This window comes from Oceanobacillus jordanicus (assembly GCF_022095695.1).
Lineage (GTDB): Bacteria > Bacillota > Bacilli > Bacillales > Amphibacillaceae > Oceanobacillus_B > Oceanobacillus_B jordanicus.
The window spans coordinates 138,358-164,403 of record NZ_JAIFZM010000006.1; the positions used below are offsets into that span (position 1 = coordinate 138,358).

At 40.0% G+C, this 26,046-nt stretch carries 29 protein-coding genes; 14 read left to right on the forward strand and 15 right to left on the reverse strand.

What is annotated here, in order from left to right; genetic code table 11:
* The first annotated feature begins 91 nt into the window (after positions 1-91).
* The 6 genes from K3T81_RS09040 (at position 92) to K3T81_RS09065 (ending at position 5,576) form a co-directional block, all read left to right on the forward strand.
* Positions 92-1,045: an ABC transporter permease gene (locus K3T81_RS09040; RefSeq protein ID WP_238019502.1), complete on the forward strand. Its 954-nt coding sequence runs from the start codon at positions 92-94 to the stop codon at positions 1,043-1,045.
* Entirely contained in the window at positions 1,035-1,985 is a 951-nt protein-coding gene (locus K3T81_RS09045) for an iron chelate uptake ABC transporter family permease subunit (RefSeq protein WP_106895647.1), read from the forward strand. The genes K3T81_RS09040 and K3T81_RS09045 overlap by 11 nt, the downstream gene beginning before the upstream one ends.
* Positions 1,979-2,734, forward strand: a complete 756-nt coding sequence (locus K3T81_RS09050; protein WP_036577084.1) for an iron ABC transporter ATP-binding protein — start codon at positions 1,979-1,981, stop codon at positions 2,732-2,734. The genes K3T81_RS09045 and K3T81_RS09050 overlap by 7 nt, the downstream gene beginning before the upstream one ends.
* A 180-nt stretch (positions 2,735-2,914) precedes the next feature.
* Complete coding sequence (locus K3T81_RS09055; RefSeq protein ID WP_238019503.1) at positions 2,915-3,856, forward strand: siderophore ABC transporter substrate-binding protein; 942 nt, start codon at positions 2,915-2,917, stop codon at positions 3,854-3,856.
* 213 nt (positions 3,857-4,069) lie between these two features.
* A complete protein-coding gene (locus K3T81_RS09060; RefSeq protein WP_238019505.1) occupies positions 4,070-4,507 on the forward strand; it encodes a VOC family protein in 438 nt (145 codons plus the stop codon).
* Between the two features lie 325 nt (positions 4,508-4,832).
* Positions 4,833-5,576, forward strand: a complete 744-nt coding sequence (locus K3T81_RS09065) for a SurA N-terminal domain-containing protein (RefSeq protein WP_036577086.1) — start codon at positions 4,833-4,835, stop codon at positions 5,574-5,576.
* Positions 5,577-5,933: 357 nt separating this feature from the next.
* Here the strand turns inward: K3T81_RS09065 and hisC are convergent, their stop codons facing one another.
* Genes hisC through hisZ form a run of 9 tightly spaced genes read right to left on the reverse strand, consistent with a single transcriptional unit; the run spans position 5,934 to position 13,496 of the window.
* A complete protein-coding gene (gene hisC / locus K3T81_RS09070) occupies positions 5,934-6,992 on the reverse strand; it encodes a histidinol-phosphate transaminase (RefSeq protein ID WP_238019507.1) in 1,059 nt (352 codons plus the stop codon).
* The gene (gene hisIE / locus K3T81_RS09075) at positions 6,985-7,626 is read right to left on the reverse strand and encodes a bifunctional phosphoribosyl-AMP cyclohydrolase/phosphoribosyl-ATP diphosphatase HisIE (protein ID WP_238019509.1); all 642 of its coding nucleotides are present in this window, start codon (positions 7,624-7,626) and stop codon (positions 6,985-6,987) included. Before hisIE ends, hisC begins: the two co-directional genes overlap by 8 nt.
* A complete protein-coding gene (gene hisF, locus K3T81_RS09080; RefSeq protein WP_106895653.1) occupies positions 7,617-8,390 on the reverse strand; it encodes an imidazole glycerol phosphate synthase subunit HisF in 774 nt (257 codons plus the stop codon). The genes hisIE and hisF overlap by 10 nt, the downstream gene beginning before the upstream one ends.
* On the reverse strand, positions 8,380-9,102 hold the full coding sequence (hisA, locus tag K3T81_RS09085) for a 1-(5-phosphoribosyl)-5-[(5-phosphoribosylamino)methylideneamino]imidazole-4-carboxamide isomerase (protein ID WP_106895654.1): 723 nt from the start codon (positions 9,100-9,102) through the stop codon (positions 8,380-8,382). The genes hisF and hisA overlap by 11 nt, the downstream gene beginning before the upstream one ends.
* Positions 9,099-9,704: an imidazole glycerol phosphate synthase subunit HisH gene (hisH, locus tag K3T81_RS09090; protein ID WP_238019511.1), complete on the reverse strand. Its 606-nt coding sequence runs from the start codon at positions 9,702-9,704 to the stop codon at positions 9,099-9,101. Before hisH ends, hisA begins: the two co-directional genes overlap by 4 nt.
* A gap of 54 nt (positions 9,705-9,758) precedes the next feature.
* Positions 9,759-10,343, reverse strand: a complete 585-nt coding sequence (hisB, locus tag K3T81_RS09095) for an imidazoleglycerol-phosphate dehydratase HisB (protein ID WP_036577509.1) — start codon at positions 10,341-10,343, stop codon at positions 9,759-9,761.
* Positions 10,330-11,622: a histidinol dehydrogenase gene (hisD, locus tag K3T81_RS09100; RefSeq protein WP_036577092.1), complete on the reverse strand. Its 1,293-nt coding sequence runs from the start codon at positions 11,620-11,622 to the stop codon at positions 10,330-10,332. The genes hisB and hisD overlap by 14 nt, the downstream gene beginning before the upstream one ends.
* Positions 11,603-12,253, reverse strand: a complete 651-nt coding sequence (hisG, locus tag K3T81_RS09105; RefSeq protein ID WP_036577093.1) for an ATP phosphoribosyltransferase — start codon at positions 12,251-12,253, stop codon at positions 11,603-11,605. Before hisG ends, hisD begins: the two co-directional genes overlap by 20 nt.
* A gap of 1 nt (position 12,254) precedes the next feature.
* The gene (gene hisZ, locus K3T81_RS09110; RefSeq protein ID WP_238019513.1) at positions 12,255-13,496 is read right to left on the reverse strand and encodes an ATP phosphoribosyltransferase regulatory subunit; all 1,242 of its coding nucleotides are present in this window, start codon (positions 13,494-13,496) and stop codon (positions 12,255-12,257) included.
* A gap of 492 nt (positions 13,497-13,988) precedes the next feature.
* Here hisZ and K3T81_RS09115 point away from each other — a divergent pair, with 492 nt between their 5' ends.
* The 3 genes from K3T81_RS09115 to murB all read left to right on the forward strand — a co-directional run bounded on the left by K3T81_RS09115 (position 13,989) and on the right by murB (position 16,856).
* On the forward strand, positions 13,989-14,786 hold the full coding sequence (locus tag K3T81_RS09115; protein ID WP_238019514.1) for a histidinol-phosphatase HisJ family protein: 798 nt from the start codon (positions 13,989-13,991) through the stop codon (positions 14,784-14,786).
* A gap of 287 nt (positions 14,787-15,073) precedes the next feature.
* Positions 15,074-15,901: an alpha/beta fold hydrolase gene (locus K3T81_RS09120; RefSeq protein WP_238019515.1), complete on the forward strand. Its 828-nt coding sequence runs from the start codon at positions 15,074-15,076 to the stop codon at positions 15,899-15,901.
* A 10-nt stretch (positions 15,902-15,911) separates the two neighbouring features.
* The gene (gene murB, locus K3T81_RS09125) at positions 15,912-16,856 is read left to right on the forward strand and encodes a UDP-N-acetylmuramate dehydrogenase (RefSeq protein ID WP_238019516.1); all 945 of its coding nucleotides are present in this window, start codon (positions 15,912-15,914) and stop codon (positions 16,854-16,856) included.
* 107 nt (positions 16,857-16,963) lie between these two features.
* On the opposite strand, the gene ehuA is transcribed toward murB, so the two are convergent.
* The 4 genes from ehuA to ehuB form a co-directional block, all read right to left on the reverse strand.
* Positions 16,964-17,734: an ectoine/hydroxyectoine ABC transporter ATP-binding protein EhuA gene (gene ehuA / locus K3T81_RS09130; RefSeq protein ID WP_036577097.1), complete on the reverse strand. Its 771-nt coding sequence runs from the start codon at positions 17,732-17,734 to the stop codon at positions 16,964-16,966.
* A complete protein-coding gene (gene ehuD / locus K3T81_RS09135; RefSeq protein ID WP_161465409.1) occupies positions 17,735-18,445 on the reverse strand; it encodes an ectoine/hydroxyectoine ABC transporter permease subunit EhuD in 711 nt (236 codons plus the stop codon).
* Positions 18,445-19,071 carry an amino acid ABC transporter permease gene (locus tag K3T81_RS09140; RefSeq protein ID WP_238019603.1) on the reverse strand — a complete coding sequence of 209 codons (627 nt, stop codon included), beginning with the start codon at positions 19,069-19,071 and terminating at the stop codon, positions 18,445-18,447. The genes ehuD and K3T81_RS09140 overlap by 1 nt, the downstream gene beginning before the upstream one ends.
* A gap of 341 nt (positions 19,072-19,412) precedes the next feature.
* Positions 19,413-20,315, reverse strand: a complete 903-nt coding sequence (gene ehuB / locus K3T81_RS09145; protein ID WP_238019517.1) for an ectoine/hydroxyectoine ABC transporter substrate-binding protein EhuB — start codon at positions 20,313-20,315, stop codon at positions 19,413-19,415.
* A gap of 427 nt (positions 20,316-20,742) precedes the next feature.
* Here ehuB and K3T81_RS09150 point away from each other — a divergent pair, with 427 nt between their 5' ends.
* Genes K3T81_RS09150 through K3T81_RS09160 form a run of 3 tightly spaced genes read left to right on the forward strand, consistent with a single transcriptional unit; the run spans position 20,743 to position 22,833 of the window.
* Positions 20,743-21,657, forward strand: coding sequence for a ketopantoate reductase family protein (locus K3T81_RS09150; protein WP_238019518.1), 915 nt, complete (start codon positions 20,743-20,745; stop codon positions 21,655-21,657).
* 16 nt (positions 21,658-21,673) lie between these two features.
* Complete coding sequence (ytzI, locus tag K3T81_RS09155; protein WP_238019519.1) at positions 21,674-21,847, forward strand: YtzI protein; 174 nt, start codon at positions 21,674-21,676, stop codon at positions 21,845-21,847.
* Positions 21,848-21,852: 5 nt separating this feature from the next.
* Complete coding sequence (locus K3T81_RS09160) at positions 21,853-22,833, forward strand: Gfo/Idh/MocA family protein (RefSeq protein WP_238019520.1); 981 nt, start codon at positions 21,853-21,855, stop codon at positions 22,831-22,833.
* Between the two features lie 89 nt (positions 22,834-22,922).
* Here the strand turns inward: K3T81_RS09160 and K3T81_RS09165 are convergent, their stop codons facing one another.
* Positions 22,923-23,897: a ring-cleaving dioxygenase gene (locus tag K3T81_RS09165; protein WP_106895666.1), complete on the reverse strand. Its 975-nt coding sequence runs from the start codon at positions 23,895-23,897 to the stop codon at positions 22,923-22,925.
* 87 nt (positions 23,898-23,984) lie between these two features.
* Positions 23,985-24,563, reverse strand: coding sequence for a M15 family metallopeptidase (locus K3T81_RS09170; RefSeq protein ID WP_106895667.1), 579 nt, complete (start codon positions 24,561-24,563; stop codon positions 23,985-23,987).
* Between the two features lie 307 nt (positions 24,564-24,870).
* On the opposite strand from K3T81_RS09170, the gene K3T81_RS09175 reads away from it, so the two are divergent.
* Together K3T81_RS09175 and K3T81_RS09180 are read left to right on the forward strand one after the other, a co-directional pair.
* Positions 24,871-25,488 carry a glycerol-3-phosphate acyltransferase gene (locus K3T81_RS09175; RefSeq protein ID WP_036577103.1) on the forward strand — a complete coding sequence of 206 codons (618 nt, stop codon included), beginning with the start codon at positions 24,871-24,873 and terminating at the stop codon, positions 25,486-25,488.
* A 15-nt stretch (positions 25,489-25,503) separates the two neighbouring features.
* A complete protein-coding gene (locus K3T81_RS09180) occupies positions 25,504-25,989 on the forward strand; it encodes a DUF456 domain-containing protein (RefSeq protein ID WP_106895669.1) in 486 nt (161 codons plus the stop codon).
* The last annotated feature ends 57 nt before the right edge of the window (positions 25,990-26,046 follow it).

The following is a 26,046-nucleotide window of genomic DNA, read 5'->3' on the forward strand; positions in this document are numbered from 1 at the left end:
AAAAAACAGGCTAATTGATAATGAATATCATTATTGATCATTGATAGGGGAACAAGAAATACGGCATTAGACATAGAAAGAGAAGGTCATTATGAAAATACGTTATTACATCCTGATCCTTGGTGTACTCTCCATAACCTCTGTATTTATCGGAGTATCGAATGTAACACCATTGGACTTATTTCATTTAACACCAGAGCAGGCTAACATACTTTTAGTCAGTCGACTACCAAGATTAATTAGTATTCTCATTGCCGGAATGAGCATGAGTATATGCGGGTTAATCATGCAACAACTCAGCAGAAATAAATTTGTTTCCCCAACAACAGCGGGTACGTTGGATTCTGCAAGGCTAGGCGTACTTGTGTCGATGATGGTATTTGCATCAGCAAGCCCATTACAAAAAATGCTAGTATCCTTTGTTTTTGCACTCTTGGGCACGTTTATATTTATGAAAATATTGGAGAAAATCAAGTTCAAGGATACGATTTTCATACCTTTAGTAGGTCTTATGTTTGGGAATATTATCAGTTCCGCGTCAACGTTTTTCGCCTACCGTCATGATCTTATTCAGAACATGTCCAGTTGGATGCAGGGTGACTTTTCAATGATAATGTCAGGGAATTATGAACTGATGTTTATTAGTATCCCTATCTTGATAATGGCTTTCTTATATGCGAATAAGTTTACCATTGCTGGAATGGGAGAAGACTTCTCTCGTAATCTTGGCCTTAACTATCGTCAGGTTGTAAATTTGGGGTTAGTAATTGTAGCTCTTGTAACGGCCTCTGTCGTATTGTCAGTTGGACTTATTCCATTTCTTGGGTTGATTGTTCCGAATATTGTTACCATTTATCAGGGCGATCATCTGAAGAAAAGCTTAATACATACAGCATTGCTTGGGGCGATATTTGTTTTAATGTGTGACATTATTGGCAGAATCATTATCTATCCATATGAAATACCAATTAGCCTGACAGTTGGAGTTATTGGCAGTGCGATCTTTATTTACATGCTGCTAAGGAGAAGAAAATATGGGCTATAAAAAGAAAACAATCATACTTGCTGTTATCGCATTGGCTCTTGCATGTTTGTATATTTTTTACAATCTGACTGGAAATATAGGCTATATTTTACCTAGAAGGATCATTAAAGTAGTTACGATCATTATGACAGGCGGGGCTATTGCGTTCGCGACCACCCTTTTTATGACTGTTACCAATAATCGTATTCTAACTCCTAGTGTGCTGGGGCTTGACTCTCTGTATATGTTGATTCAAACCATTATTATTTTTGTGCTTGGTTCGAGATCACTTGTGATGCTGAGTGGTGAGGTTAACTACCTCGTTTCGATTGGGATGATGGTAATATTTTCTCTTATTCTATATCAATGGTTATTTAAGAGTGAGGGGAGCAATATTTACTTTTTATTGCTAATCGGGATGATTCTAGGAACCTTCTTTGGTAGTTTAACATCGTTTATGCAGGTACTTATTGACCCAAATGAATTTTCGTTAGTACAGGACAGGATGTTTGCCAGTATTAATAATGTAAATACAGACCTTGTCTATTTATCAATTGTAATCCTGTTGTTGGTCGCTCTCTATTTTGCCAGGCTTTATAAGTATTTAGATGTACTGGCACTTGGTAAGGATGACGCTATTAATCTTGGGGTACCTTACAACTATGTCGTAAAGCGGCTGTTAATCATTGTTGCGATACTGATTTCTGTCGCAACAGCGCTTATTGGACCAATTACGTTCCTCGGCCTACTTGTTGTCAATGTCGCATATGAATTCTTAAAAACATATCGACACTTTTACATTATTATCGGCTCTATGTTAATCAGTATTATTGCACTTCTTGGTGGGCAGTTCCTTGTAGAAAAAGTGTTTGTGTTTGAAACGACTGTAAGTGTCATCATTAACTTTATTGGTGGAATTTACTTCATCTATCTTTTGTTAAAGGAGAATAAATCATGGTAACTATCAAAAATGTCTTCAAGTCATATAACGAAAAAAAAGTAATCGAAGATGTCTCTTTACATATCGAAAAAGGAAAAATCACTTCCTTTATCGGCCCAAATGGTGCTGGAAAGAGTACACTTATTTCCATGATCAGTCGCTTGATTACGAGAGATAATGGGGATATAACCATTGATGGGAAAGACATACTCAAATCAAAAAACAATGAGCTAGCCAAAAAGATCTCGATCTTAAAACAATCAAATGGCATTAATTTAAAATTAACAGTGCGAGAGCTCGTTTCCTTTGGGCGCTTTCCATATTCGCAAGGAAAGCTTACGAAGGAAGATTGGATAAAGGTGGAAGAAGCGATTGACTACATGGAGTTGCGGGAAATGCAGCATAAGTTCCTAGATGAACTTAGTGGGGGCCAAAGGCAACGTGCCCATATTGCAATGGTAATTGCACAGGATACAGAATATATTCTGCTTGATGAACCACTAAATAATTTAGATATGCGACATTCTGTACAGATCATGAAAACCTTGCGTCGCCTTGTAGACGAATGGGGGAAGACAATTGTAATCGTGATACACGATATCAATTTTGCTTCCTGTTACTCGGATAATATTGTGGCATTAAAGGATGGAAAGATTGCAAAAACAGGCCGCACATGTGATGTGATTGATGAGTGTGTACTTAAAGAAATATATGATATGGACATTGATATTAAAAATATTGATGACCGCAGAATATGTGTCTATTTTTAAGAAGTAAAAATAAAAAAACCCTTATAAAGGCGAACTGCACGGGAATGCAATGCCAATATAAAGGAATCAACGTACTTGTATTTTATATGAAACAAATTCAATGGTAAATATATATGCTTACAGAATATAAGCCAGGTAATGAAGCCTGGATTAAAAACCAAATATTGAGGAGAATTTAATATGAAGAAGTTTACGATTATTCTTGTAATGGGACTTTTAGCGCTTGTTATGGCAGCTTGTGGAAATGACGCTAGTGGTGAAGGAACGAGTGGAGAAGAGGCGACTGAGAAGATTACGATTTCCCATGAATATGGAGATACTGAGGTTGTAAAGAATCCGGAGAAAGTTGTCGTATTTGACTTCGGAATTCTAGATACCCTTGATAAGCTAGACGTTGACGTAGCTGGTGTTGCACAAGGAAACATTCCTTCCTATCTTGAAAAGTACAATGGGGATGAATACGAAAATATCGGAAGCTTAAAAGAGCCAGATTTCGAGAAAATCTCCGAAATCAATCCAGATGTAATTTTAATTTCAGGTCGTCAAGCAGCAGTATATGACCAGCTTGAAGAGATTGCTCCTACAATCTATTTAGGTGTAGATACAACGAATTACATGGAATCATTTAAAGAAAACATGAATAAGGTTGGGGAACTTTTTGACAAACAGGAACAAGTAGAGGAAGAGCTTGCGGCAATTGACGAGTCCATTGCTGGAATAAATGAAAAGGCTTCTGCATCTGATGAGAAGGCACTAATTATTTTGGCTAATGATGACAAGATCAGTGCATACGGTCAAAATTCCCGTTTTGGTATTATTCATGACGTATTTGGTGTGCCAGCAGTAGACGAGAGTATTGAAGCTTCTACACATGGTCAGAATGTTTCTTTTGAATATGTTGTGGAGCAAGACCCAGACCTATTGTATGTAGTCGATAGAGGAGCGGCAATCGGAGGAGATTCAGCTGCCAAGCAATTAGTAGAGAATGATCTTGTTAAGGGAACCACAGCATATGAGAAAGATAATATCGTGTACTTGGACCCTGATTACTGGTATCTATCTGGAGGCGGACTGGTGTCTGTGTCCGAAATGGTAAAACAAATCGAGTCCAGCATAGAATAAACCTTAAATTAAAAGCTTGTAGAGAAACCATGTGTTTTTCTGCAAGCTTTTTTGTATTAAGACCCTATTAATGTTTGTTGGCATAACGATTGGTGGGAACTTAGATTCTATAATGGGTTTAATTATAATAAATTTGGTGGGGACAGTAAGAACAACTGATATACTTATAAATAATGCAGAATATTTTTAAAATAGAGAGTGGGAGGTATAAGTATGAAGATCAAAAGAATAGACCATGTAGGTGTAATAGTAAATGATCTCTCTGCTGCTAAAGAGTTTTTCCTCGATTTTGGGCTTGAAATGTTAGGGGAAGGAGAAGTAGAAGGTAAGTGGGTAGAACGAATTATAGGGCTTAGTGACGTGAGAGAGACGGTTGTAATGTTAGGGATGCCGGATAGTCAGGTAACGTTGGAACTGGTCAAATTTCATACACCGACAGATGAAAAAGGAATTCAGCAATCTTTTGCAAATACCTTAGGGATCAGGCATATTGCATTTGCTGTTGAAGATATAGAATCCGTAGTAGCCAATTTGCAGAATAAAGGTACGGAACTTTTCGGTGAGATACAAAACTACGAAAATGCTTATAAGTTATGCTATGTTCGTGGTCCAGAAGGAATTATTTTAGAATTGGCGGAGAAAATCGGGTAAATATTAGGTTTTAAAGGTACGAATGCCATCGACTCGTACCCTCGAACTGTTGCATCGGCCCAGTGGAAACGTTAAAGTGATTACTCACCGTTTATGGTCTGTTTAGGCGCTTTCTAAAGTATCTAGATGAGTGCATTAAAGAGTTGTCGCAAAATGTGGCAGAATGAAGGGAAAGGCGGTTCAGATTGTTACCGAAATGTTACGTTGGTTTGAAAACCCTGTCAAAATAGCTTTTTCAAGGGTTATCGCCTTTCCTGGCACTTGATAAGTGGTAGAAAAGTATGTTTGAATGAAGGGACAACATAATGAAATGAGGGAATTGTTAATGAAGAAGTTGATTTTGTTAGGCTTTGCACTAACTTTAGCTATAGTATTGGCAGCTTGTAATGATGATTCATCGAAAGAGTCCAAAGATAATGAACAAGAAGATAGTGCACAAACGGAAGAAAGTGCAGCAGGGGAAAATGAACAGGCGCAGCAATCAACGGAGATAACAGAAGAAGAAAAACTTGATCCGGAGAAAGCAGTAGTTTCTGTTAATGGTACGGAGGTAATGGGAGATAGCTATAATTCAGTATATAGCATGTTGAAAACCCAAATGGCCGGAAGTGGACAAGATGTTTCGGATACGGAAGTAGTCAAAGAACAAGCCGTTAATGTTCTAATCGAACAGCAATTGATTCGTCAAGAAGCCGAAACGCTAGGTTTAGAGGTGACGGATGAGGAAGTGCAATCCGAATTTGACACGATTAAGGAAGAGAATGGCGAGCAATTAACAGCAGTTCTTGATCAGTTTCAGTTGTCCGAAGATGACTTTAAAAGACAACTTGCTGATGACTTGATTACCAATAAATACGTAGAGTCTGAGTTGGATATTAAAGTAACAGATGAAGAAGTCGAAGAATATTACAACAAGTTGAAAGAACAAAGTGGCGATCAGGAAGTTGGTAAACTGGAAGATTTAGAGCCGACTATTAAAAATCAGATAACACAGCAAAAAACTGCAACTGAGCTACAGAGTAAAGTAGCTGAACTAAAAGAAGATGCAGAAGTAGAAACGTTAATCTAAATAGCGATTTCTTATAATGAAAGGAACGTTGGAGTATTCATTATAAAAAAGAAGCGAGATAAAAGTTGATTAAAAGAAATGCCGAATCATTACGTCAAAGCCTATAGGCTAGTAATGATTCGGCATTTTTGTGTCATTTGTAGTGTGGGCTCATCAATTAGCGAAGTATTTGCTGTAGCCCCGTTTAGGCGCCCCTAAGTTGCTTCTTTTATCCCGGTGCAACCGTCCGTAAGACTCCCCTTTAAAACATGAAGTGAAACCGTGAGTTTTTAGTGGGAGTAAACGGACGCTAACACCCCGATTCGTTCTACTAACAATCAGTGGGGGAAGAATGAAGACCTCCACTAAATTGAAGTTTCACTTTATAATTTGGTCTAACTGATGGAAAAGCTGCTGCATCTCTTCATCCGTTCCAATTGTGATGCGTACGTAATTTTCAATGCGTGGCTTGTTGAAATACCGAATTAGGATGCCAGATTCCTTAAGCCTCTCGTAGAGCTCTTCTGCAGGAATTGTTTCATGTGTAGTGAATATAAAGTTTGTCTGAGATGGCAGAACGGTAAACCCACGTTGATTCAATGCACTAATCGTCCATTCTCTTGTGGTTTTAACTTTCTCTGTCATGTCAGCATAGTAATCGGTCGCTTGAAACGCCGCCTCCGCTCCCGCGATAGCAAGTCGATCCAAGGTGTAAGAGTTAAAAGAGTCCTTTATACGCGTAAGACCTGAAATCAAATCCTCATTTCCTAGTGCATATCCCACTCGAAGGCCGGCGAGCGACTTTGACTTAGACATGGTTTGAATGACCAAGATATTTTCGTAATCTTGAACAAGTCTCACTGCAGATTCACTGGCAAAATCGATGTACGCTTCATCAATAATAACGACTTGATGCGGGTTTTGCGCAGCAATTTCCTCAATAAAATCCAACTCCAGATAAATACTCGTCGGTGCGTTTGGGTTCGGAAAAATGACACCACCTTGCGATTGGAAAAAAGCTTCCTTAGGTATAGTAAAATCTTCTTGTAAGGGTACAGTCTCAAATGGAATATTAAACAGACGTGCATAGACAGGATAAAAACTATAGGAAATATCCGGGAATCTGATTGTCTTATCTGGATCAAAAAAGGCCATAAAGGAAAAAGCAAGTACTTCGTCTGATCCATTGCCGACAAAAACTTGTTCTTTCTTTAGTCCATGTAAGTCTGCAATTCGCTTTTTCAACTGATCCGCAGTAGGAGATGGATATAAATTGAGACTGTTAGCGGCTTCCTTTTCAATTGCCCTTACCACTGCAGGGGAAGGGGGATAGGGATTTTCATTTGTATTCAGTTTAATGATCCCTGGCTGATTTAACTGTTCTCCAGGTACATAGGGCTCACAGCGGAGGGTGGCTTTGCTCCAAAACCTACTCACTTTGGTTGCCAGCCTTATTAATATGCCGTTTCATTAGCTCTTTTTTTATATCTGATACAGAAACATCAAGCAGCTCCATTAATACCAGTGTATGGTAGGTTAAGTCTGCTATCTCCCAGGTAATCTCCTGTTTATCCGTATTTTTAGCCCCAATGATAACTTCACTGGCTTCTTCGCCTATTTTCTTTAATATCTTATCAATTCCCTCATTAAACAGATAGGTTGTATATGCCCCTTCTACGGGATTATTCCGACGTTCCTTAATGTTACTAGTCAACATTGGGATAATCTCACTTTCAACTTCTTCTTTTTCGTAGAGTGTATTGTGAAAACACGTTTCCTCTCCAGTATGACAGGCAGGTCCAACCGGCGTTACGTGGATCAATAAGGCATCTGCATCACAATCAAATTTGATTTTCTTAACCTTTTGCTTGTTTCCTGAGGTTTCGCCTTTATTCCAAAGAGATTGGCGCTTCCTACTGTAAAACCACGTTTCACCAGTTTGAATGGTTTTCATAACTGCCTCTTCATTCATATAGGCCAATGTAAGTACCTTAGCACTCTCGGCATCTTGTACGATGGCAGGAATTAAGCCATTTTTATCAAAGGAAAGTTTTTCTATCTCTACCTCCATGATTGTTCACTCCTAACGTTGATTGCTTTCTTCTGTAAATATTGTTTTAATTCTGGAATTGGGATCTCATTATAGTGAAATACAGAGGCGGCAAGGGCTGCGTCTGCATATCCTTCTTGGAGTACATCAGAGAAATGCTCTAATTTCCCAGCACCACCACTTGCGACGATTGGAATATTCACAGCTTCTGCAAGCTGCTTAATTAGATCAAGTTGATAGCCGTTTTTCTCTCCATCTGTATCAATAGCGTTAATCACAATTTCCCCAGCGCCTAGTTCTTCACCGCGCTTTGCCCATTCGATTGCATCTAATCCTGTATTAGTGCGGCCACCTTTGGTAAACACCATCCATTTATTATCTGCTGTTTGCTTTGCATCAATGGATAGTACGATGCATTGAGACCCGAATTTCAAGGCAGATTGTTGAATAAGTTGCGGATTCTCTACTGCTGAACTATTAACTGAAACCTTATCGGCACCTGAGCGAAGGATTTTGTGAATATCATCGACTGTCCTTAGCCCGCCACCAACCGTAAAAGGAATTGCGATCTCTGCTGCTACTTTTTCTACGATGTCAGCAAGGATGTCCCTTTCTTCATTGGAGGCGGTAATATCATAAAACACGAGTTCATCCGCGCCCGCTTGATTATATCTTTGTGCAAGTTCTACTGGATCAGCTACATCCTGTATGTTCTGAAACTTTTTCCCCTTTACTACCCGTCCTTTATCTACATCCAAACAAGGGATTATCCTTTTAGCGAGCATTTGACTCATCCTTTACGATCTCTTCAAAGGATAGTGTGCCGTCATACAAAGCCTTTCCGATTATAGCTCCATATAGTTGCAGATTTCTTAGCTGTTGAATATCTTCTTTCGTTGTGACTCCGCCTGAAGCAATTACGTTCAGGTTTGTTGCCTGATTCATGGCTTCAAGTTCTTCCAGGTTAGGACCTTGAAGCATCCCATCTTTTAAAATGTCTGTGTATACAATGGTTTCGACGCCGATTTCTTCAAGCTCTTTAACCAAGTCAATGGCCCGAATGGTGCTTGTTTCGGTCCAACCATTTGTCGCAACAAACCCGTTGCGGGCATCAAGCGAGACTGCTATACGATCCTTGTACAGCTTTACTGCTTCCTTGAGAAATGGACGATCTGCAATGGCTGCAGTTCCGATAATTACTCTTTCCACACCTGCTTCAACATACCTTTTTATTGTTTCCAGTGAGCGGATACCGCCACCGACTTGTACAGGAATGGGACTTATAGAAGCAATCTCTTCGATGAGCGATTGATTTGCAGATATACCTGATTTCGCTCCATCTAAATCAACGATATGGATAAAGTCCGCGCCTTGCTTTTCCCATTGACGGGCAACATTTAATGGGGAATCACTATATATTTTTTGTTGATTGTAATCTCCTTGTGTAAGTCGTACACACTTTCCATCCTTGATATCTATAGCTGGAAATAAAATCATCTGATCATCTCCCCGAAGTTTTTTAATAGCTGTAAACCAACCGCGCCACTTTTTTCTGGGTGGAACTGCATCCCTGTTATGTTTTTATCCTGAACGACTGCAGGGATAGTCCCTCCATACAAGGTACTTGCGACCAAAGATTGGTTCTCATAATCCGTGACAGCATAGGAATGGACAAAATAGGCATATGCTTCTGGGTTAATACTCCGCAAAATAGCGTTGTTCCCATGCTGGTCTAATGTGTTCCAGCCAATATGAGGAACTTTTACATCTCCCGTTATTCGTGACACAGCACCTTTGAGCAGGCCAAGCCCTTCCCACCTTCCGTCTTCATAGCTCGTTTCATAGAATAATTGCATGCCTAGACAAATGCCGAGTAAAGGCTTTCCGTTTGCAGCCTCTTCCTTTAATATTTTTGCTAATCCTAGACTTCTAATGGCTTCCATTGCGTCATTAAAGGCACCAACTCCTGGGAGAATGATAGCTTTACTTTCCTGGACTACGTTAGATTCTGTAGTAACGACAGAGGAGAGGCCCACTTTATCTAATGCGAATTGCAGACTCTTTATATTGCCTGCACCATAATCAATTATCGCGATCATTACTTTTCGCTCCTTCTGTAAATAGCGTTGTGCACATTCTTTACATGTAATCTACTAAAGAGTCCCTTTTGTCGATGGAACACCTTTTATCCTGCTATTTTGTTGACTTGCTAAATCGAGGGCCCGACCTACGCCTTTAAAAATAGACTCAATGATATGGTGAGAGTTTTTTCCATACAACAGGTTAATATGGAGTGTCACTTTTGCATTGCTTGCAAAAGCTTGAAAGAACTCTTCTACTAACTCTGTATCAAAACTTCCAACCTTATCCTTTAATCCTTCTACGTGAAATACCAGATAGGACCGGCCACTTATATCAAGAGATATGCTAGATAATGCTTCATCCATAGGGCTAGAAACGGTGGCATATCGTGTTATTCCTTCTTTGCTTCCAAGTGCTTCTCGAAAGGCTTGACCTAGCGCGATGCCAATGTCCTCTACAGAATGGTGCTGGTCCACTTCCAAATCACCATCACATGTAATCTCTAAATCAAATAGCCCGTGCTTGCTTAATAGAATAAGCATATGGTCAAAAAAGCCAATCCCTGTCTGGATAGCGGAGTTCCCTTCTCCGTCGATTGAAAGGTCTAACGTTATGTCCGTTTCGGCTGTCTTTCGTGTAACATTACTTTTGCGCATTTTTCCCATCCCTTCTTTGATAAATTGCGTTGGCATGAGCAGTTAGCCCTTCTGTTTCCGCTAAGTGAATTATCGGTTCAGATGCTTTTAGTAAAGCCTCTTGTGAGTACTGGATGATACTTGATTTTTTCATAAAATCATAGACACCTAGAGGGGAGGAGAAGGCTGCCGTTCCACTCGTTGGCAAGGTATGATTGGGTCCTGCAAAATAGTCACCAAGCGGTTCTGGAGAATAATTGCCAAGGAAAATAGCTCCTGCATTTTTTACAAATGGCAATTTGTCAGAAGCATTCTCCATCATCAGTTCTAAATGCTCAGGTGCTATTTGGTTGATAAGGTCGAATGTTTCTTGTTCATTCTTTGTGATAATAATACGTCCAAAATCTTGTAAGGAAGCTTTTATAATGTCTTTTCTTTCTAACATTTCTAGTTGGATGTACATCTCATTTCTAACTTTTTCAGCTAACGTGGTACTGTTTGTAATGAAAAAGGTACGAGCACGCTCATCATGCTCGGCCTGTGAGAGCAGGTCTGCGGCAATATATGCTGTAGGGGCGGAACCATCTGCTGCTACACATATTTCGCTTGGTCCTGCAATCATGTCAATGGCTACATCACCAAATACCCACTTCTTTGCCCTGGCGACAAAAGCATTCCCAGGTCCTACGATTTTATCTACCTTAGAAACTGTCTCTGTACCATAAGCTAATGCGGCTATTGCTTGAGCGCCACCGATTTTGTATACAGTATCTACGCCCACTTCCCTTGCTGCTGTAAGCACATAAGGATTTACCTTTCCATCTTTCTGTGGTGGTGTCACAATAGCGATTTCCTCTACTTGAGCTAATTTTGCTGGAATCACGTTCATTAGTACAGAGGAAGGGTAGGCAGCCTTTCCACCAGGGATATAAATGCCAGCTCGACCTATGGGTGTAATCATTTGGCCGAGTGTTATGCCTGATGACTTATGAAAGAACCAAGACTTTTCGAGCTGCTTTTGATGGAATTCCTCAATGTTTTGTTTTGCTTGCCTCAAGGAATTTATAAAATTACCATCAACAAGTTCTGCTGCCTCTGTAAATTCCTCCTCTGATACGAGCAACTCTGTAAGCTTTACGCCATCAAATGCTTCGGTATAATCGTATAATGATTGGTCTCCTGTTTGTCTCACCTTTTGAATGATTTCTAGTACAGTTTTATCAAGGTTTTGATTATCTTGTTCCAAGGTAGTTGTGTTACGTTCTTCTTCAAGGTATGAGTCAGCCGTTATGATTCTCATATTCTTCCTCCAGTCCTACTGTAAGTCTCTTGATGAATAGCTGAATATCATTTGATTTTGTGGCGAAGCTCGCTTTATTCACAATCAGCCTTGTGCTAATATTTTCAACGTCCTCAAAGACTTCCAATCCATTTTCTTTTAACGTATTTCCTGTTTCCACAATGTCTACTATGACGTCAGCTAATCCGATTAGGGGAGCAAGCTCAACAGATCCATTTAGCTTGACAGTCTCCACATCCAATCCTTTTTTTTGAAAATGTTGTTCGGTGATATTGGGATATTTTGAAGCCACTGTTAGGCGTTGCTTGGAAGGGGGAAAGTCACCTGCTCTTCCAGCGACAACAAATTTACACTGTCCTATTTTCAAATCTAGTAATTCATAGACATCTGCCTGTGATTCTAGAATGTTGTCTTTTCCTGCGATGCCAATGTCTGCCGCCCCTTTTTCAACATAAGTTGGGACATCAACGGCCTTAACAAAAATTAACTTTATCGAAGCATCCTCACTTAGAAAAACAAGCTTACGCGTATCTTCATGAAAGTCCTGAAACTGAATACCTATTTTCTTTAATAAATGAATCGTGCTATCGGCGGTTCTGCCCTTTGCTAGTGCAAGAGTTATGTTGGACATCTTACTTACCTCCGTTTTGCTTCAGAATGTCTAAAAGTGCTTGGTAGTTACGAAATGTTTGTGTGTCTTCTTCAGTTGTTATCGTATTTACAGATTCACTGAGAGTGATTTTTATGTCTATAGGCTTTTGGGTAACCGCAGATGATTCAGGAAAAATGCGAACGGTAAAACCATCCTCGCGTAGAAACTGTGCGGTTTGGAATGCTTCCTTCTGCTTGCTCTTTTCATAGGTCATGATAAGCTGTGGCACCATCGTTACTTCACTTATCTGGCCTTTTTGCACTAGCGCTTCCTGTAGTAAATCCACTTCCATAGCAAATCCAATAGCAGGCAGGTGAACACCGTATTGGTCTCCTAAATGATTGTAGCGACCTCCCATGAGAAGGGGGTGTCCGACCTGTTCAACAAATCCTTGGAAAATGATATCTGAGTAATAATTCATGTTGTTGATTAGTCCAAGATTTAAGACGATATGTTCTCCAACCTCGTAATCTTCTAATATATCCACAATCTCTGATAGGTTATTAAGATTTTTATGCATCTCTTCATTTAATAGCTTATCTGAAATCTGTTGCATGACTTCCCGCGGTGTCCCGTAGAGCATGGGAATAGCTTGCATGGCTTCGCGCAGATCTTCTGTTAAAGATAATTGTTCAAGAAATGGTACCATTTCTACAATGTTTTTTGACTGAATCAACGATTGTAGCTGTTCTATTTCCGAAGGGTTCAATCCTGCTGGAGCAATTAATGATTTAAAGAATCCAGCATGGCCTATTTCTATTTTAAAGTTGGAGAACCCTAATTCCTTTAAATTATGAATCGCAAGCATAATTACCTCGGCATCTGTTTCAGGCCGGTTATTACCCAAGCATTCGACCCCAGCCTGCGTACTTTCCTTTGTACCAGTGCTGGCTGTACTTCTAAAAACATCTTGAATGTAAAAGTAACGCAACTCTTCTTCCGGCATCCCACCTTCGGCAACCATTCGCGTTATGGGAATGGTAACATCCGGCCTCATAACAAGAACCTTTCCGGAAGAATCAATAACCTTTACCATATCGTCTTTGTTTACAGTACCATTAAGCTTTGAATAAAGATCATAGGATTCAAAAGTAGATGTCCTAATTTGTTCATATCCGTAAGTAGAAAAACGATTTTTAAATTGGGTGATCAAGGTTTCTCTTCGTTTAAATCCATCTGCATTATATTCCGCTTTCGCTGAACCAATTTGATAGGATGACATGACAATACTCCTTTCTTTGTCTAACTTCGAGTGGCAAAAACTAGGCGACTTCCCTTTGCTCTTTTCAATAAGTCATCATCGATTCGTACCTCATCTTGATTCCTTTTCACTTTCCAAGCATAAGATTCACTATGATTTTTAACATTCTTTAAAATCATGTTCATCTAATCTCCTACGTAGAAATGCTCCATTAAAATCGCCACTTTGCGTGGCAACACGGAGACACCTGGCATGGCCAGGCGCAAAAGTTCTTCGGTGGGACGAGTAACCGCAGTCCCAGTTCGTACGTGGGCCCGGAGGATCCGGGTCATGCCGACGTTGACCCAGGACGGATCGAACTTAGTCGGCCTTCCTTAATACGTGCGCTCTCCGTCTTTCTTGATAAATCAAAATATTTTATATCCTTTATTGCTTTATCGCTTTATCTTAGTAAAGTTATATAGTATTGTAAGTAGTATAGTTAGAAAAGTCAACCAAAAGGAGAAGGTTTTAATGTTTGATTACCATATACACAGCAATTTCTCGGCTGATTGCTCTACGCCAATGGAGAAAACGATCGAATCTGCGATTGATAAGGGGCTTAAGGAAATTTGTTTTACCGAGCATGTTGATTTCGACTACCCTGATCCAACTATTTCATTTGAGCTTGATCTCAATCAATATGAGAAAAAGTTAAAGGAAATGAAACAGAATTACGGGGAAAGCATTAGTATTAAGAAAGGTGTGGAAATTGGGGTCGAACCACATCTTCTTTCCCGCTATGAAGAACTTATTGCAGCGAACCGCTTTGACTTTATTATTTGTTCCATGCATACGTCTGAGCAAAAAGACCTTCATTCAGGGAGTTTCTTTGCTGGTAAAACGGTGGAAGAGGCATATCAGATTTACTATGAAGAGTTGCTCGATTGTATAACCCATTTTCAGGACTATAACGTGTTGGGTCACATTGACTTGGTCAAAAGGTATACAGAGCAAAAGAGTAAGCTTGATTTTCACGATTTATATGAACAAATTTTCAAGAGAATTATTGCAGACGGAAAAGGGATTGAATTAAACACATCAGGGTTTCGTTATGGGCTGAACAATGGAATGCCAAGCACAGATATATTAAAACTTTATAAGGAGTGTGGGGGAGAAATCATTACTTTAGGCTCTGACTCTCATATGGAAACAACGGTTGCTTACGGATTTAGGGATGCTTTAGAGTTGCTCCAATCAATTGGCTTTTCCAATATTGCTACTTATTCCGATCAGAAGCCAACCTTTCACGCGATTGAGCAGTTGTTTTAATAAAGTGAAACTTCAATCAGTCGGGGTTTTCATTCTTCCCCCACTGATTTTTAGTTGAACGAATCGTTAGCGTCCGTTTACTCCCACTAAAAACTAACTGTTTCTCTTCATGTTTTGAAGTGGGAGTCTTACGGACGGTTGCACCGGGACAAGGGCATGATGTTAGAAAGAGTTACCAAAAAGGACGCGAAATTCATCTAACTTACGAATAATTTGGTGTGTCAGGGACAGAAATAGGGCGAAAATGGTATACTTAGGGTACAACTGTGAAAAATGAGGGATACTCTTTGAACCGAAAAAATATTACAAGGCTAACTGTAGGCTTTATAGTCTTGTTGGGAATGATCTCATTGGGTTATCAATCTGAACGAAAGCCTGATATTAGTACAACCAAGCCAACGGTTTTTCTGCATGGCTATAAGGGGACCTTTAACTCGTTTGGCTTCATGCTTGATCGATTTGAGGACAAATATAACTGGGGAAATAGGGCGTTAATTTACTATGTTTCTGCCAAGGGTGAAATCAGTACACGCAATTTAAGCAAAGGGAGATCAGAGCCGCCACTTGTCCAAGTTGTATTCGAAGATAATCGCGCAGGCTTTACTCAAAGTGCTGCCTGGTTTGCCTCTGTTCTAAAGCATATGAAGCAGCACTATTATGTGGAAAACGTTAATTTAGTTGGGCATTCCATGGGTGGTATAGTGTCACTTGAATTCTTGAAACAATATAATGATAAAGAACTATATCCGAAGGTTGATAAATTTGTGGCTATCGCTAGTCCATTTGATGGTGTTTACAGCGAGGGCTATTTTCAAGTAAACCATGGTCCTGCCGCTACAGATCTTATACCTGGATCGGCTGCGCTGGAAATGTTGCGTGAACGGCCATTCCCTGAAGATATCAGTGTCTTAAGCATTGGGAGTACAGGGGATAAGGTAGCGGTGCCAGAAAGCCTTAAATCCTTGCGTCAGATCATCCCAAAGGAACAGCTTGAAGAGATTGTGATAGAGGATAAGAGTCTTGGGCATAGTGGATTGCATGAAAATCAACAGGTCGACCAACTTATCCATTCTTTTCTATGGAAAGATCGTGTTCAAAAACTTAAAATGAAATAGGTGCTACGGCATGCGGAATAACTTCAAAGGAATGATACAGATGATTAATCATCCCATATATGAAAAGCTAATAGAAATAACGAACAAGCAAAATGTCATGGTAGATGAATTGTTAAGTAACCATACGTATACGCGACTCGGTGGAAAAGCGGACATTCTTGTTACACCGGAAACATATGAAGAAGTGCAGGCTATCGTAAAGCTGGCTAACAGCGAAATGGTAGCTTTTACGTTGTTAGGAAACGGATCCAATCTAATTGTAAAAGATGGTGGCATCCGTGGGATAGTCATGAACCTAAAAAAACTCAGCTCAATTCAAACGACTTCCAACACCATTGTTGCAGGAAGTGGCGCTAGGATTATTGATGTATCAAGAGAAGCATTGGAGCGTCGGCTAAGCGGACTTGAATTTGCCTGTGGGATACCTGGTTCGGTTGGCGGTGCGCTGTTTATGAATGCTGGTGCTTACGGCGGGGAGATAAAAGATGTCCTAGTCAGTACAAAAGTGGTAGACCCGGAAGGTAATTTGCTGACACTGCCAGTAGAGGAATTAGAGATGGATTATCGCACAAGTAACATCCCAGAAAAGAAGTATATTGTACTTGAAGCAACCTTTGCACTTCAACCAGGCGAATATGAACAAATTAAGGAAGTTATGGATGATTTAACGTTTAAACGCGAGTCAAAACAGCCATTGGAATACCCGTCCTGTGGAAGTGTATTTAAACGTCCCCCTGGCTATTTTGCAGGTAAGTTAATCCAAGATAGCGCTTTGCAAGGAAAACAGATTGGCGGGGCGCAAGTATCCCTGAAGCATGCCGGCTTTATTGTAAATAAAGATGGAGCGACAGCGAGTGAATATATTGCTTTAATTCATCACGTGCAGAAGACAGTCGATGAAAAGTTTGGCGTTAAGTTAGAACGTGAAGTTAAAATTATTGGAGAAGATGCATAGCTAATAGGGCATCTTATTATTAAAAAAGCTTTGGACTGCTAAACGGCAGATTCCAAAGCTTTTTTACATGTTAAGAAATTTTTCTTACTAAATGAAACTAACTAGAGTTAAGCTCTAAAGCGCTTAAGGAAGCTTTGCAGTCGCTCGTTACTGGAATGTTCAATAACTTCACTTGCTGTTCCTTGTTCTGCGATAACACCTTCATCAAGGAACAAGACCTTATCTGCAACATCTAGAGCAAAATCCATCTCATGTGTAACGAGGATCATGGCCATTTCTCCCTCTTTTGCAATGTCCCGAATTACCTCGAGTACTTCTCCGACAAGCTCTGGATCCAAAGCAGAGGTTACCTCATCAAACAACATGACCTTCGGGCGCATAACTAAAGCACGGGCCATGGCAACTCGCTGTTTTTGTCCACCGGAAAGCTGGCTTGGATAATTATCCAATTTATCTCCAAGTCCAACTTTTTCAAGCATCTGGATAGAGTGTTGTTTCGCTGTCTGTTTATTTTCCTTCTTCACATGGATTGGTGCGGTCATACAGTTTTCTAAAATAGTCATGTGTGGAAAAAGGTTAAAATGCTGAAAGACCATGCCGATATCTCCGCGCACTTCGCGCAAATGCTTTTCATTCGCATCAACAAGCTGTCCATTCTTATCCATCTTCCATAGGTTTTTCCCGTCGACGATAATATCACCGGAAGTTGGTTTTTCCAATGTCATTAACATGCGGATAATGGTAGTTTTCCCTGAACCACTTGGTCCAATTACCGCTACTTTTTCAGCGGGCTTAATATCAAGATTAATCCCTTTTAATACTTCTACATCCCCAAAGGATTTGTGCACATCCTGAAATGTTACAATTGGCTCTGTCATTTAAGTTGTCGCTCCTTTACTACTATTTAATGTCTCTTTTTTATCAAACCGTCGATTCATCCTTTTTTCTAGCTTACTTATTAGAATAGCAGAAGGATAGCTTAAAACTAAGAATAAAATCGCAACAATTGTTAAAGGCTCCAAATATGCCCAATATTGTGCGCCATAACTATTCGCCATATGAAGGATTCCTACTACGCCAATCGTGGAGGCAAGTGGAACTTCTTTAAACATAATAATTAAGTAGTTTCCAAGCATGGGAATGGTTGGAGGGATTGCCTGTGGCAAAATAATCTTTAACCACTTTTGCCTTGTAGAGAGATTTAGAGCTTGTGAAGCTTCCCACTGTCCCTTATCAACTCCTTCAATTCCAGATCGGTATACTTCTCCGATGTAGGTACTGAAGTGAAGTCCAAGGCCGAGTACTGCACTAGTAAATGGCGACAGAGTCATCCCTACGACAGGAACCATTGGCCATGCAAAGTAAATAAAGAATAATTGTACCAAAGGTGGGGTAGAACGAATAAATTCCATTACCCATGTCACAATCCAATTCAAAGGCTTAAACGGTACTCTTCGTAAAAAGGTCCACACAAAGCCGAATATGAGTGAAAATAAGTAGCAGGCTAATGTTAGTCCAACGGTAATGCCGAGCCCTTCTAGTACAACAGGGAAGGCGTCAAAAAATATCTCCCAACTCCAATTATCCATTAGCTAGCCACTCCTTTCTTGGAAATAACTTCTGCTTTGCGCGTTAGCCAGATAATTGGCAACGCTAGAATAAAGTAGAATACTAGAAGAAGTAAGTACACGGTTGGAGCTTGTGACAAATCATTACTTCGCAGAATGTTTCCGTAGTATAATATATCGTTCATGCCAATTAAGTAAACTAAGGAAGTTGCTTTTAGCATTTGAATTAAATAATTTCCGAACTCTGGTAGCATCATGCGCACTGCCTGTGGCAAAATAATCAGCCGCATACGCTGAAAGCTAGACATATTGAGTGCTGTGGCAGCTTCAGTCTGACCCTTGGCCACAGAAAGAATAGATCCCCTTACAATTTCTGACATATAGGCACCATAATTCAGCGCAATGGCAATAACCCCAACAAGCCAATTGCTGCCAAGCTGAATGTCAAAAAGCATGGGAACAGCATAGTAAAGCCAAAATAATTGAACGATTAATGAGGTGCCACGAAATAATTCAATATAGAATCCGGTAGCCTTGCGTATGAATACATTTGAAGATAGACGGCAAAGACCTGCTATAAATGCCATCAGGTAACCTAAAATCGCGGAGGCGATAAGGACAGAGATAGTTATATTAATCCCACGCATAAGGTAGGGGAATATATCTGTAAATACACTAATTGGAATCACTCCTTTTCATAGTAGTCAACACAGAAAAACATAGGACCTGCCCCCCTTTGGCGGGAGGAAGGCCCTATGGAGTCTCGTCATCTAGAAGATGTGAAACGCTCAGTTTATCCCGGTGCAACCGTCCGTAAGACTCCACTTCAAAACATGAAGTGAAACCGTGAGTTTTTAGTGGGAGTAAACGGACGCTAACACCCCGATTCGTTCAACTAACAATCAGTGGGGAAGAATGAAAACCCCACTGATTGAAGGTTCACTTTATCCATTTAAAGGAATAAGGCAGTTTTTATTTTTTGTTATGATTAGTAATTTTCTCCGCTGCAAACTGATTCAGTTGTGATTTCTCCGGCTTCAGCCATGTTGCTCTCCGGGTCAAACCCATTTGCTTCAAGCAACTCGGCAACAGTTCCATCTTCTTTCAGTTCTTTAAGTTTTTCATTATACGCATCTCTTAACTCGGTATTATCCTTAGAGAATGCAGCTGCCCCATAGCTTGGTACCCCTTCGATATCAGGCTGCTCGAAATTATCAACAAACTCAAGATCATCGCCAGCTGTTTCCACCGCCATGCGAAGTGTCATTTCTGTGGCAGTTGTAACATCAGCTCTATCCGCTTGGATGGCAGAGAATGTTGCTGGAATATCATCGGCAGGTGTTACTTGATCATCACTAACTCCTACACTTTCAAGATAACCCACTTCTGTTGCACCAGACATTACAGTTACTCGGATGTCCGGGTTGTCGGCGATGTCCTGGTAGCTTTGAATATTAAGTGGATTTCCAGCCTGTACGACCAAGCCCTCACCATACACCATTTCCGGTTCGCCAAAGGCTGCCTGTTCACAACGGTCTGGAGTAATAGCCATTCCAGCTGTCACGACATCAAATTGATTTGCTTGCAGTCCAGGAATAAGAGAATCGAAATTAGAAAGCTGTGATTTCATGTTATCAATACCTAGCTCCGCAAAGACAGCAGCTGCAATATCTACTGCTGCTCCTTTTAGTTCCCCATCTTCTTCATAAGCGTAGGGCTCTTCATTGGCAAATCCAATTGTAACTGTTCCTGCTTCTTGTAATTCTTCCAGTTTTCCGCCATTACTTTCGCTGTCACCACCATCCCCATTTGCACCTTCATCTTCTGAGCCGCAGGCAGCCAGAGCGATTAATATTAAACCTAATAAACTAGTAAGTATAATTTTCTTCATATGTTTCTATTGACCTCCTATTTTTTATTTTCCAAGCATGCTTTTCTTTTATTAAGCCATATCTACAAGGTAATCATTCAAGGCGTACTTTACTCCTAGGAAAAACATCACCCCTTATATGTAAAAAAAATTACCGAAAATTGGCTGACTTAATGAAAAGCACTTATATAATTATGTTAAAGGTATTACAAGAACGTTTCAAACCCAGTATATTTTGATTATTTATAATTAACTGGCGTATAGTGCAAATAAGTAAGTTAGAGTGTCAGAGACAGAAATATACTAGTGTATTGTTCCGTATGCTACCATTTTCCCAACATTTGGTTAAAAATGAAGACATTGATTTATAAAGCTATTCTAGACAATACAGTTAAGGACAAGGTACGATAGAAAGAGTGGAACAAGATTAAACAAAGGGGGAATACTTATGAAAGTTGTGATAGTGGGAGCCGGAGCATTGGGTGGATATTTTGGAGCTCGATTACACGAGGCAGGGGCAGAAGTAACCTTCTTGGTGCGAGAAAAGAGAGCAGTCCAACTGAAGGAGCAAGGTTTGCGAATTTCGAGCAAACAAGGTGATTATACTATTGAAAACCCGAATGTAACGACCGATCCAAATGATATTCCTGAAGCAGACCTTGTATTAGCAGGCGTAAAAGGATATCACTTAGATGGGGTCCTTGAGCCACTAAAAGTGCTTTCCAATAAAGGCGCTTATGTGCTTCCTGTTTTAAATGGAATAGAACATATTGAACTTCTACAAAAGCATTTAGGGAACAAAGCTGTACTCGGAGGCTTGTCTTTTATTATCGCAACATTGGATAATAAGGGCCATGTGATCCATTCAAGTGACTTTCATGACCTTATTTTTGGTCCGCTATATACGGAGCAAACAGAAATATGCGAAAACCTGCAAGCTCTGTTTACTAAGGCAAACTTTCATGCTATAAATAGCGAGAATATCCTTGAGGAACTTTGGAAGAAATATTCATTTATCAATGCCTTTTCTGGCATTACTACGGCTACGAATCTTGCTATTGGAGAAATAAGAGAACAACCGGAGACGTTTCAGATTGCCAAAGAATTGCTGAAAGAAATGAAGCAGCTGGCAAATGCATATGGAGCAGAATTAAAAGATGAGCATATTAAAGAGGCGGAAAAGAAATTGATCACACTTCAGGCTGAAGCAACCTCCTCAATGCACCAAGACCGAAGAAAAGGTCTTCATCTTGAGCTAGAACATTTACATGGTGGCGCAATCCGGTTAGCTGAAAAGACAGGTATTAATCTGCCTTACACAAAAGCTATTTACGGAATCATCAAGCCATTTGAAAAGGCCTAGAAATGGAGGAAGCAATTTGTCTACATATACTATTGTTATTATTGTGATGGTCGCTGTAGTGGCAATTGTTTTGCTTTTATCGCTGTTTACCATTTCAAAAGGGTATGCATACAAACATGAAGTTGATCCACTACCTGGTGAGGACAGCAACAAAGAAGATAACAAGGAAGAAAAAGAAGAGGAGAAATGATAAAAATGAAATTTTCAACAATAGGTACAAGCTGGATAACAGAATCCTTTATAGCCGCAGCGAAACAATCAGGATCTGCTGAACTACATGCTGTTTATTCTAGAACAGAGGAAAGTGCTAAAGCATTCGCGGAGAAAAATGGAGCGAAGCAGTGGTTTTCTAATTTGGAAGCTATGCTACAGGACGAAGAATCAGATTTTATTTATATTGCTTCACCGAATAGAATGCATTATGAGCATATGATTATGTGTATGGATAATGGCAAACATGTGTTTTGTGAAAAACCAATGGTCTTGAATGAATCACAGTGGAATCATGTACAGGAGACAGCAAAGGAAAAGGGCGTCTTTGTATTTGAAGGATTCCGTCATCTTTATTCCCCTAACTATAAGAAGTTAAAAGATAAGTTGACTCAAGTTGGTCAGATTCGCAGTGTGATGCTGCAATATGTACAGTATTCTTCTAAATATGATGCCTTTAAAGAGGGAAAAGCACCTAATGTGTTTTCCAAAGAGTTTGCTGGTGGCGCAATAATGGACCTAGGCGTTTACCCACTAAGTTTGGCACTAGACTTGTTTGGCGAACCGAATAACATTAACTATTTTCCTGTCCTGCTGTCAAACGGGACGGATGGAAGTGGCACCCTTGTGCTAAACTATAACGAATTTGTTGTCACCATCCTCTGTTCAAAAATAGCCCAAGGGACCGCACCATCTGAAATTCATGGGGAAGATGGTGCCTTAAGAATGGATCATGTGGCACCAATCGAACAGCTGTCCTTTTATGATAGAAAAACAAAAGAGACAACAGAATTAGCTGAAAAGCAAGAGCAATTAGACATGATTTATGAAGCCCAAGCCTTCGTTAAGATGGTTAAGGAACAAAACCTTGAGGAACACGCGGCAGGACTAGAACGTAGCAGGCAGGTTGCAAAATGGACGTCCGAAGCAAGAAAACAACACAATATCCTATTTCCAGGAGAGTAATAAGGGACGATAAGTAAAAGGTCGAGCGATAAATTTAAAATCGCTCGACCTCCTTTTTTCTATAAAGTTCAAAGGCGAATATAAATACCTTAGCCTCTTTTTGTATCAAGTGGTTTTAATCTAGCTTCAATACGTTCCCTATCTTGTTCGAAATATGGTGGCAATGCCAGCGATTCGCCTAGGTGTTCTGGATCTTCGTCGGTTGTGAAGCCAGGACCGTCTGTAGCTAGTTCAAAAAGAATACCATTTGGCTCTCTGAAATAAAGTGATTTAAAGTAATAACGTTCCACTAATCCAGAGTTGGGAAGTCTGGCACTTTGCAAGCGTTCCTTCCAATACTGTAATTCCTCTTCGTTATCTACACGGAATGCCACATGATGGACACTCCCTCTTCCAGGTCGTTCTCTTGGGAGGTCGGATCTTGTTTCCAAATGAACCTCTGCACCAGTGCCACCTTCGCCAGTTGAAAAGACACGTACATCCTGTTGACCTTGAACTAAGGAAGGGTAACGATCGATCTCCTTAAAGGAGAGAACCTCTGTCAGCACCTTTATGGTTGGATCTGGATCATTAACAGTGAGATGACTTGGTCCAAGTCCGATGATGGCATTTTCAACGGGAACTGGCCCCTTTTTCCATGGGGTACCACCTTTTACACCATTGTTTGTTTCATCTGATATTAACTTAAGCCTCTGGCCTTCTGGGTCTCGGAAAGAGACAATTTTTCGGCCACCCACAGTAATGATTTCATCATGGTCAACCTTATACTCGATGAAACGTTGCTTCCAGTATTGTAGAGCATTGTTATCCTTAACACGTAGAGATGTTGCAGAGATACTGCTGACACCAGGATAGGTCGTACCTGCACGTGGTATTTCAAAAAACGTCAAATCAGTACCAGGGTTGCCTATCTCATCTGCATAAAATAAATGGTACACGGAAGTATCATCCTGGTTTACCGTCTTTTTAACAAGGCGCATTCCAAGAACTTCTGTATAAAAAGAGTAGTTGTCTGCTGCGTTTGCCGTTAATGCTGAGACGTGGTGGATACCTTTCAGTTCCATATGTTTTCCTCCTTCGATCAATTGTGTATGATATTTACTCGGAAAATAGTTTGAATTCAAGATAATTTTATTATAATCCTCACTGGATTAATTGTCTACTTCCTCGACTCCCTGTTCAATCTTTGGTCTTAACCCGTTCTGAAGATCTCTTATTGAAAGGCCAAACGTCATTTGAAGGTGCGGATAATCTTTGAAGTTCTCCCAATCCCCACCCCATTCAAAGCCGAGATCCTTTGCTATATCTGCAACCTCGAACCAGTCAGAGTCACCGTTTCCATTTCCGTCATAGTTAAGGTCCCAGATAAGGTTCCCATCCTGATCGGAGAGGGCATAATCAATGGCCAAGCCATAATTATGATAGGATTCTCCTCCTTGTGCGTGTGTAACAATGTTTCCCTCTGTCGTTCGTCCTTGTTCATAAAGTGCGTTCTGTTCATCATAGGTTCGAATGGTTTCCGTGATAATCAATTCTATACCTATATTCTCAGCCTCTTTCACTAGCTTGTTTTTATGCTCTTCTACGATAGGATGAAGCTCTGTTGGAATGGATGCATCCTTTCCTTTGTCATCATATTTTTTGTTTTGTTGGTTATATAATGTAAAAAGCAATACGAAGAATAGGATAATGATAAGCCACGTACTAAGTATGCTAGATGTCTGCCGCATGCTGTTATTCCCCTCAACCTATATTTCTAGTTCTTATCTTATTCTAACAAATAAAGAGGGCATTATGCTGTTGGCGAGGGAGGATTATTGAGCAAATTTCATGTTCTTTCTTTATATTATTTACGTTATAATAAGGCCAATAAAGTGAAACTTCAATCAGTGGGGGGGGTCGTCCTTCCCGACTGATTGTTAGTTAGCGAATCGTGGTGTTAGCGTCTATTACTACCACTTAAACATTACGGTTTCACTTTAAGTTATAAAAGTGGGGTTTTACGGACGGTTGCACCGGTATAAAGGAGGATTGCGTATGTTAACCTTTATTGTTAGTTTACTGGGTTATATTTTCGGTTGTATCCACGGTTCCCAGGTGGTTAGCAGGATGAAGAAAGTCGATATAAAAAATAGTGGTGTTAAGAATGCTGGGGCTTCCAACACAACAATTTTACTTGGTTGGAAATACGGTATTCTTGTTGCATTAATTGATATTTTTAAAGCAACAGCAGCAATAATGCTAGCTTTATTTATCATAAGAGAGAGCGGTGTTAATGGCGATGCTCAGATTTTACTTGTTTATGTCACGGCACTCTTTGTAATTGTAGGGCATAACTATCCTATCACGATGAAATTTAGTGGAGGAAAAGGGACAGCCAGCCTTGTTGGTGGGCTACTGGCGATTGATTGGAAAATTGCCGTGATAGGGATTGCTATATTATTTCTATTTACTTTTACGACAGATTACCTTGTTGTTGGGGTACTGTTTATGTACCTGTCATTTCTAGTGACAACATACTTATTTTTCGGTGTGGAACCAACCATGATCGTCGTGTTCTTATCTTTGTTGAGTATTATGAAACATATGGAAAATTATAAACGTATATGGAGAAAAGAAGAGACGAAGCTTTCAAGTATGTTTCGAAAAAAATAATCACTGGAGGAACTTATGCTAGATATTATCATTTGGATCGCTATTAGCGTATTGTTTATACTAAGTTTTGTAGGCATTATTTTCCCAATTGTCCCCTCTGTGCTTGTGATATGGGGTGGATTTTTACTTTATCATTTCGTGTTAAATAGCAACGAGCTTAATGCTGTTTTTTGGACGGTAATGATTGTTTTAACGGTTGTGCTTATTGTTTCAGATATTATAGCCAATAGTTATTTTGTGAAAAAATATGGTGGTAGTAAATGGGGAGAGCGGGGAGCGGCGATTGCAGTTATCATCGGATCGTTTATTATTCCACCGTTTGGTATCATTATCATCCCGTTTGCTGCTGTGTTTATTATTGAGATGATTCAAAAGAGAACAGCACAGGAAGCGCTGCTTGCATCTGTAGGATCCTTAATCGGTTTTTTAGGAGGAGCAGTCGCCAAAGTTGTAATACAGCTCGTTATGATTATCTGGTTTATAATCGTTGTGATATTCTAAAGAAAAGCGGAGAGCGCCGATTATTCTCGCTAAATATTGGTGCTCTCTAAAGTAAGA

Coding starts and splice junctions, on each gene's coding strand:
- K3T81_RS09040 (WP_238019502.1), top strand. CDS start 92: ATGAAAATACGTTATTACATCCTGATCCTTGGTGTACTCTCCATAACC.
- K3T81_RS09045 (WP_106895647.1), top strand. CDS start 1,035: ATGGGCTATAAAAAGAAAACAATCATACTTGCTGTTATCGCATTGGCT.
- K3T81_RS09050 (WP_036577084.1), top strand. CDS start 1,979: ATGGTAACTATCAAAAATGTCTTCAAGTCATATAACGAAAAAAAAGTA.
- K3T81_RS09055 (WP_238019503.1), top strand. CDS start 2,915: ATGAAGAAGTTTACGATTATTCTTGTAATGGGACTTTTAGCGCTTGTT.
- K3T81_RS09060 (WP_238019505.1), top strand. CDS start 4,070: ATGAAGATCAAAAGAATAGACCATGTAGGTGTAATAGTAAATGATCTC.
- K3T81_RS09065 (WP_036577086.1), top strand. CDS start 4,833: ATGAAGAAGTTGATTTTGTTAGGCTTTGCACTAACTTTAGCTATAGTA.
- hisIE (WP_238019509.1), bottom strand. CDS start 7,626: ATGGAGGTAGAGATAGAAAAACTTTCCTTTGATAAAAATGGCTTAATT.
- hisF (WP_106895653.1), bottom strand. CDS start 8,390: ATGCTCGCTAAAAGGATAATCCCTTGTTTGGATGTAGATAAAGGACGG.
- hisA (WP_106895654.1), bottom strand. CDS start 9,102: ATGATTTTATTTCCAGCTATAGATATCAAGGATGGAAAGTGTGTACGA.
- hisH (WP_238019511.1), bottom strand. CDS start 9,704: ATGATCGCGATAATTGATTATGGTGCAGGCAATATAAAGAGTCTGCAA.
- hisB (WP_036577509.1), bottom strand. CDS start 10,343: ATGCGCAAAAGTAATGTTACACGAAAGACAGCCGAAACGGACATAACG.
- hisD (WP_036577092.1), bottom strand. CDS start 11,622: ATGAGAATCATAACGGCTGACTCATACCTTGAAGAAGAACGTAACACA.
- hisG (WP_036577093.1), bottom strand. CDS start 12,253: ATGTCCAACATAACTCTTGCACTAGCAAAGGGCAGAACCGCCGATAGC.
- hisZ (WP_238019513.1), bottom strand. CDS start 13,496: ATGTCATCCTATCAAATTGGTTCAGCGAAAGCGGAATATAATGCAGAT.
- K3T81_RS09115 (WP_238019514.1), top strand. CDS start 13,989: ATGTTTGATTACCATATACACAGCAATTTCTCGGCTGATTGCTCTACG.
- murB (WP_238019516.1), top strand. CDS start 15,912: ATGCGGAATAACTTCAAAGGAATGATACAGATGATTAATCATCCCATA.
- ehuA (WP_036577097.1), bottom strand. CDS start 17,734: ATGACAGAGCCAATTGTAACATTTCAGGATGTGCACAAATCCTTTGGG.
- ehuD (WP_161465409.1), bottom strand. CDS start 18,445: ATGGATAATTGGAGTTGGGAGATATTTTTTGACGCCTTCCCTGTTGTA.
- K3T81_RS09140 (WP_238019603.1), bottom strand. CDS start 19,071: ATGCGTGGGATTAATATAACTATCTCTGTCCTTATCGCCTCCGCGATT.
- ehuB (WP_238019517.1), bottom strand. CDS start 20,315: ATGAAGAAAATTATACTTACTAGTTTATTAGGTTTAATATTAATCGCT.
- K3T81_RS09150 (WP_238019518.1), top strand. CDS start 20,743: ATGAAAGTTGTGATAGTGGGAGCCGGAGCATTGGGTGGATATTTTGGA.
- K3T81_RS09160 (WP_238019520.1), top strand. CDS start 21,853: ATGAAATTTTCAACAATAGGTACAAGCTGGATAACAGAATCCTTTATA.
- K3T81_RS09165 (WP_106895666.1), bottom strand. CDS start 23,897: ATGGAACTGAAAGGTATCCACCACGTCTCAGCATTAACGGCAAACGCA.
- K3T81_RS09170 (WP_106895667.1), bottom strand. CDS start 24,563: ATGCGGCAGACATCTAGCATACTTAGTACGTGGCTTATCATTATCCTA.
- K3T81_RS09175 (WP_036577103.1), top strand. CDS start 24,871: ATGTTAACCTTTATTGTTAGTTTACTGGGTTATATTTTCGGTTGTATC.
- K3T81_RS09180 (WP_106895669.1), top strand. CDS start 25,504: ATGCTAGATATTATCATTTGGATCGCTATTAGCGTATTGTTTATACTA.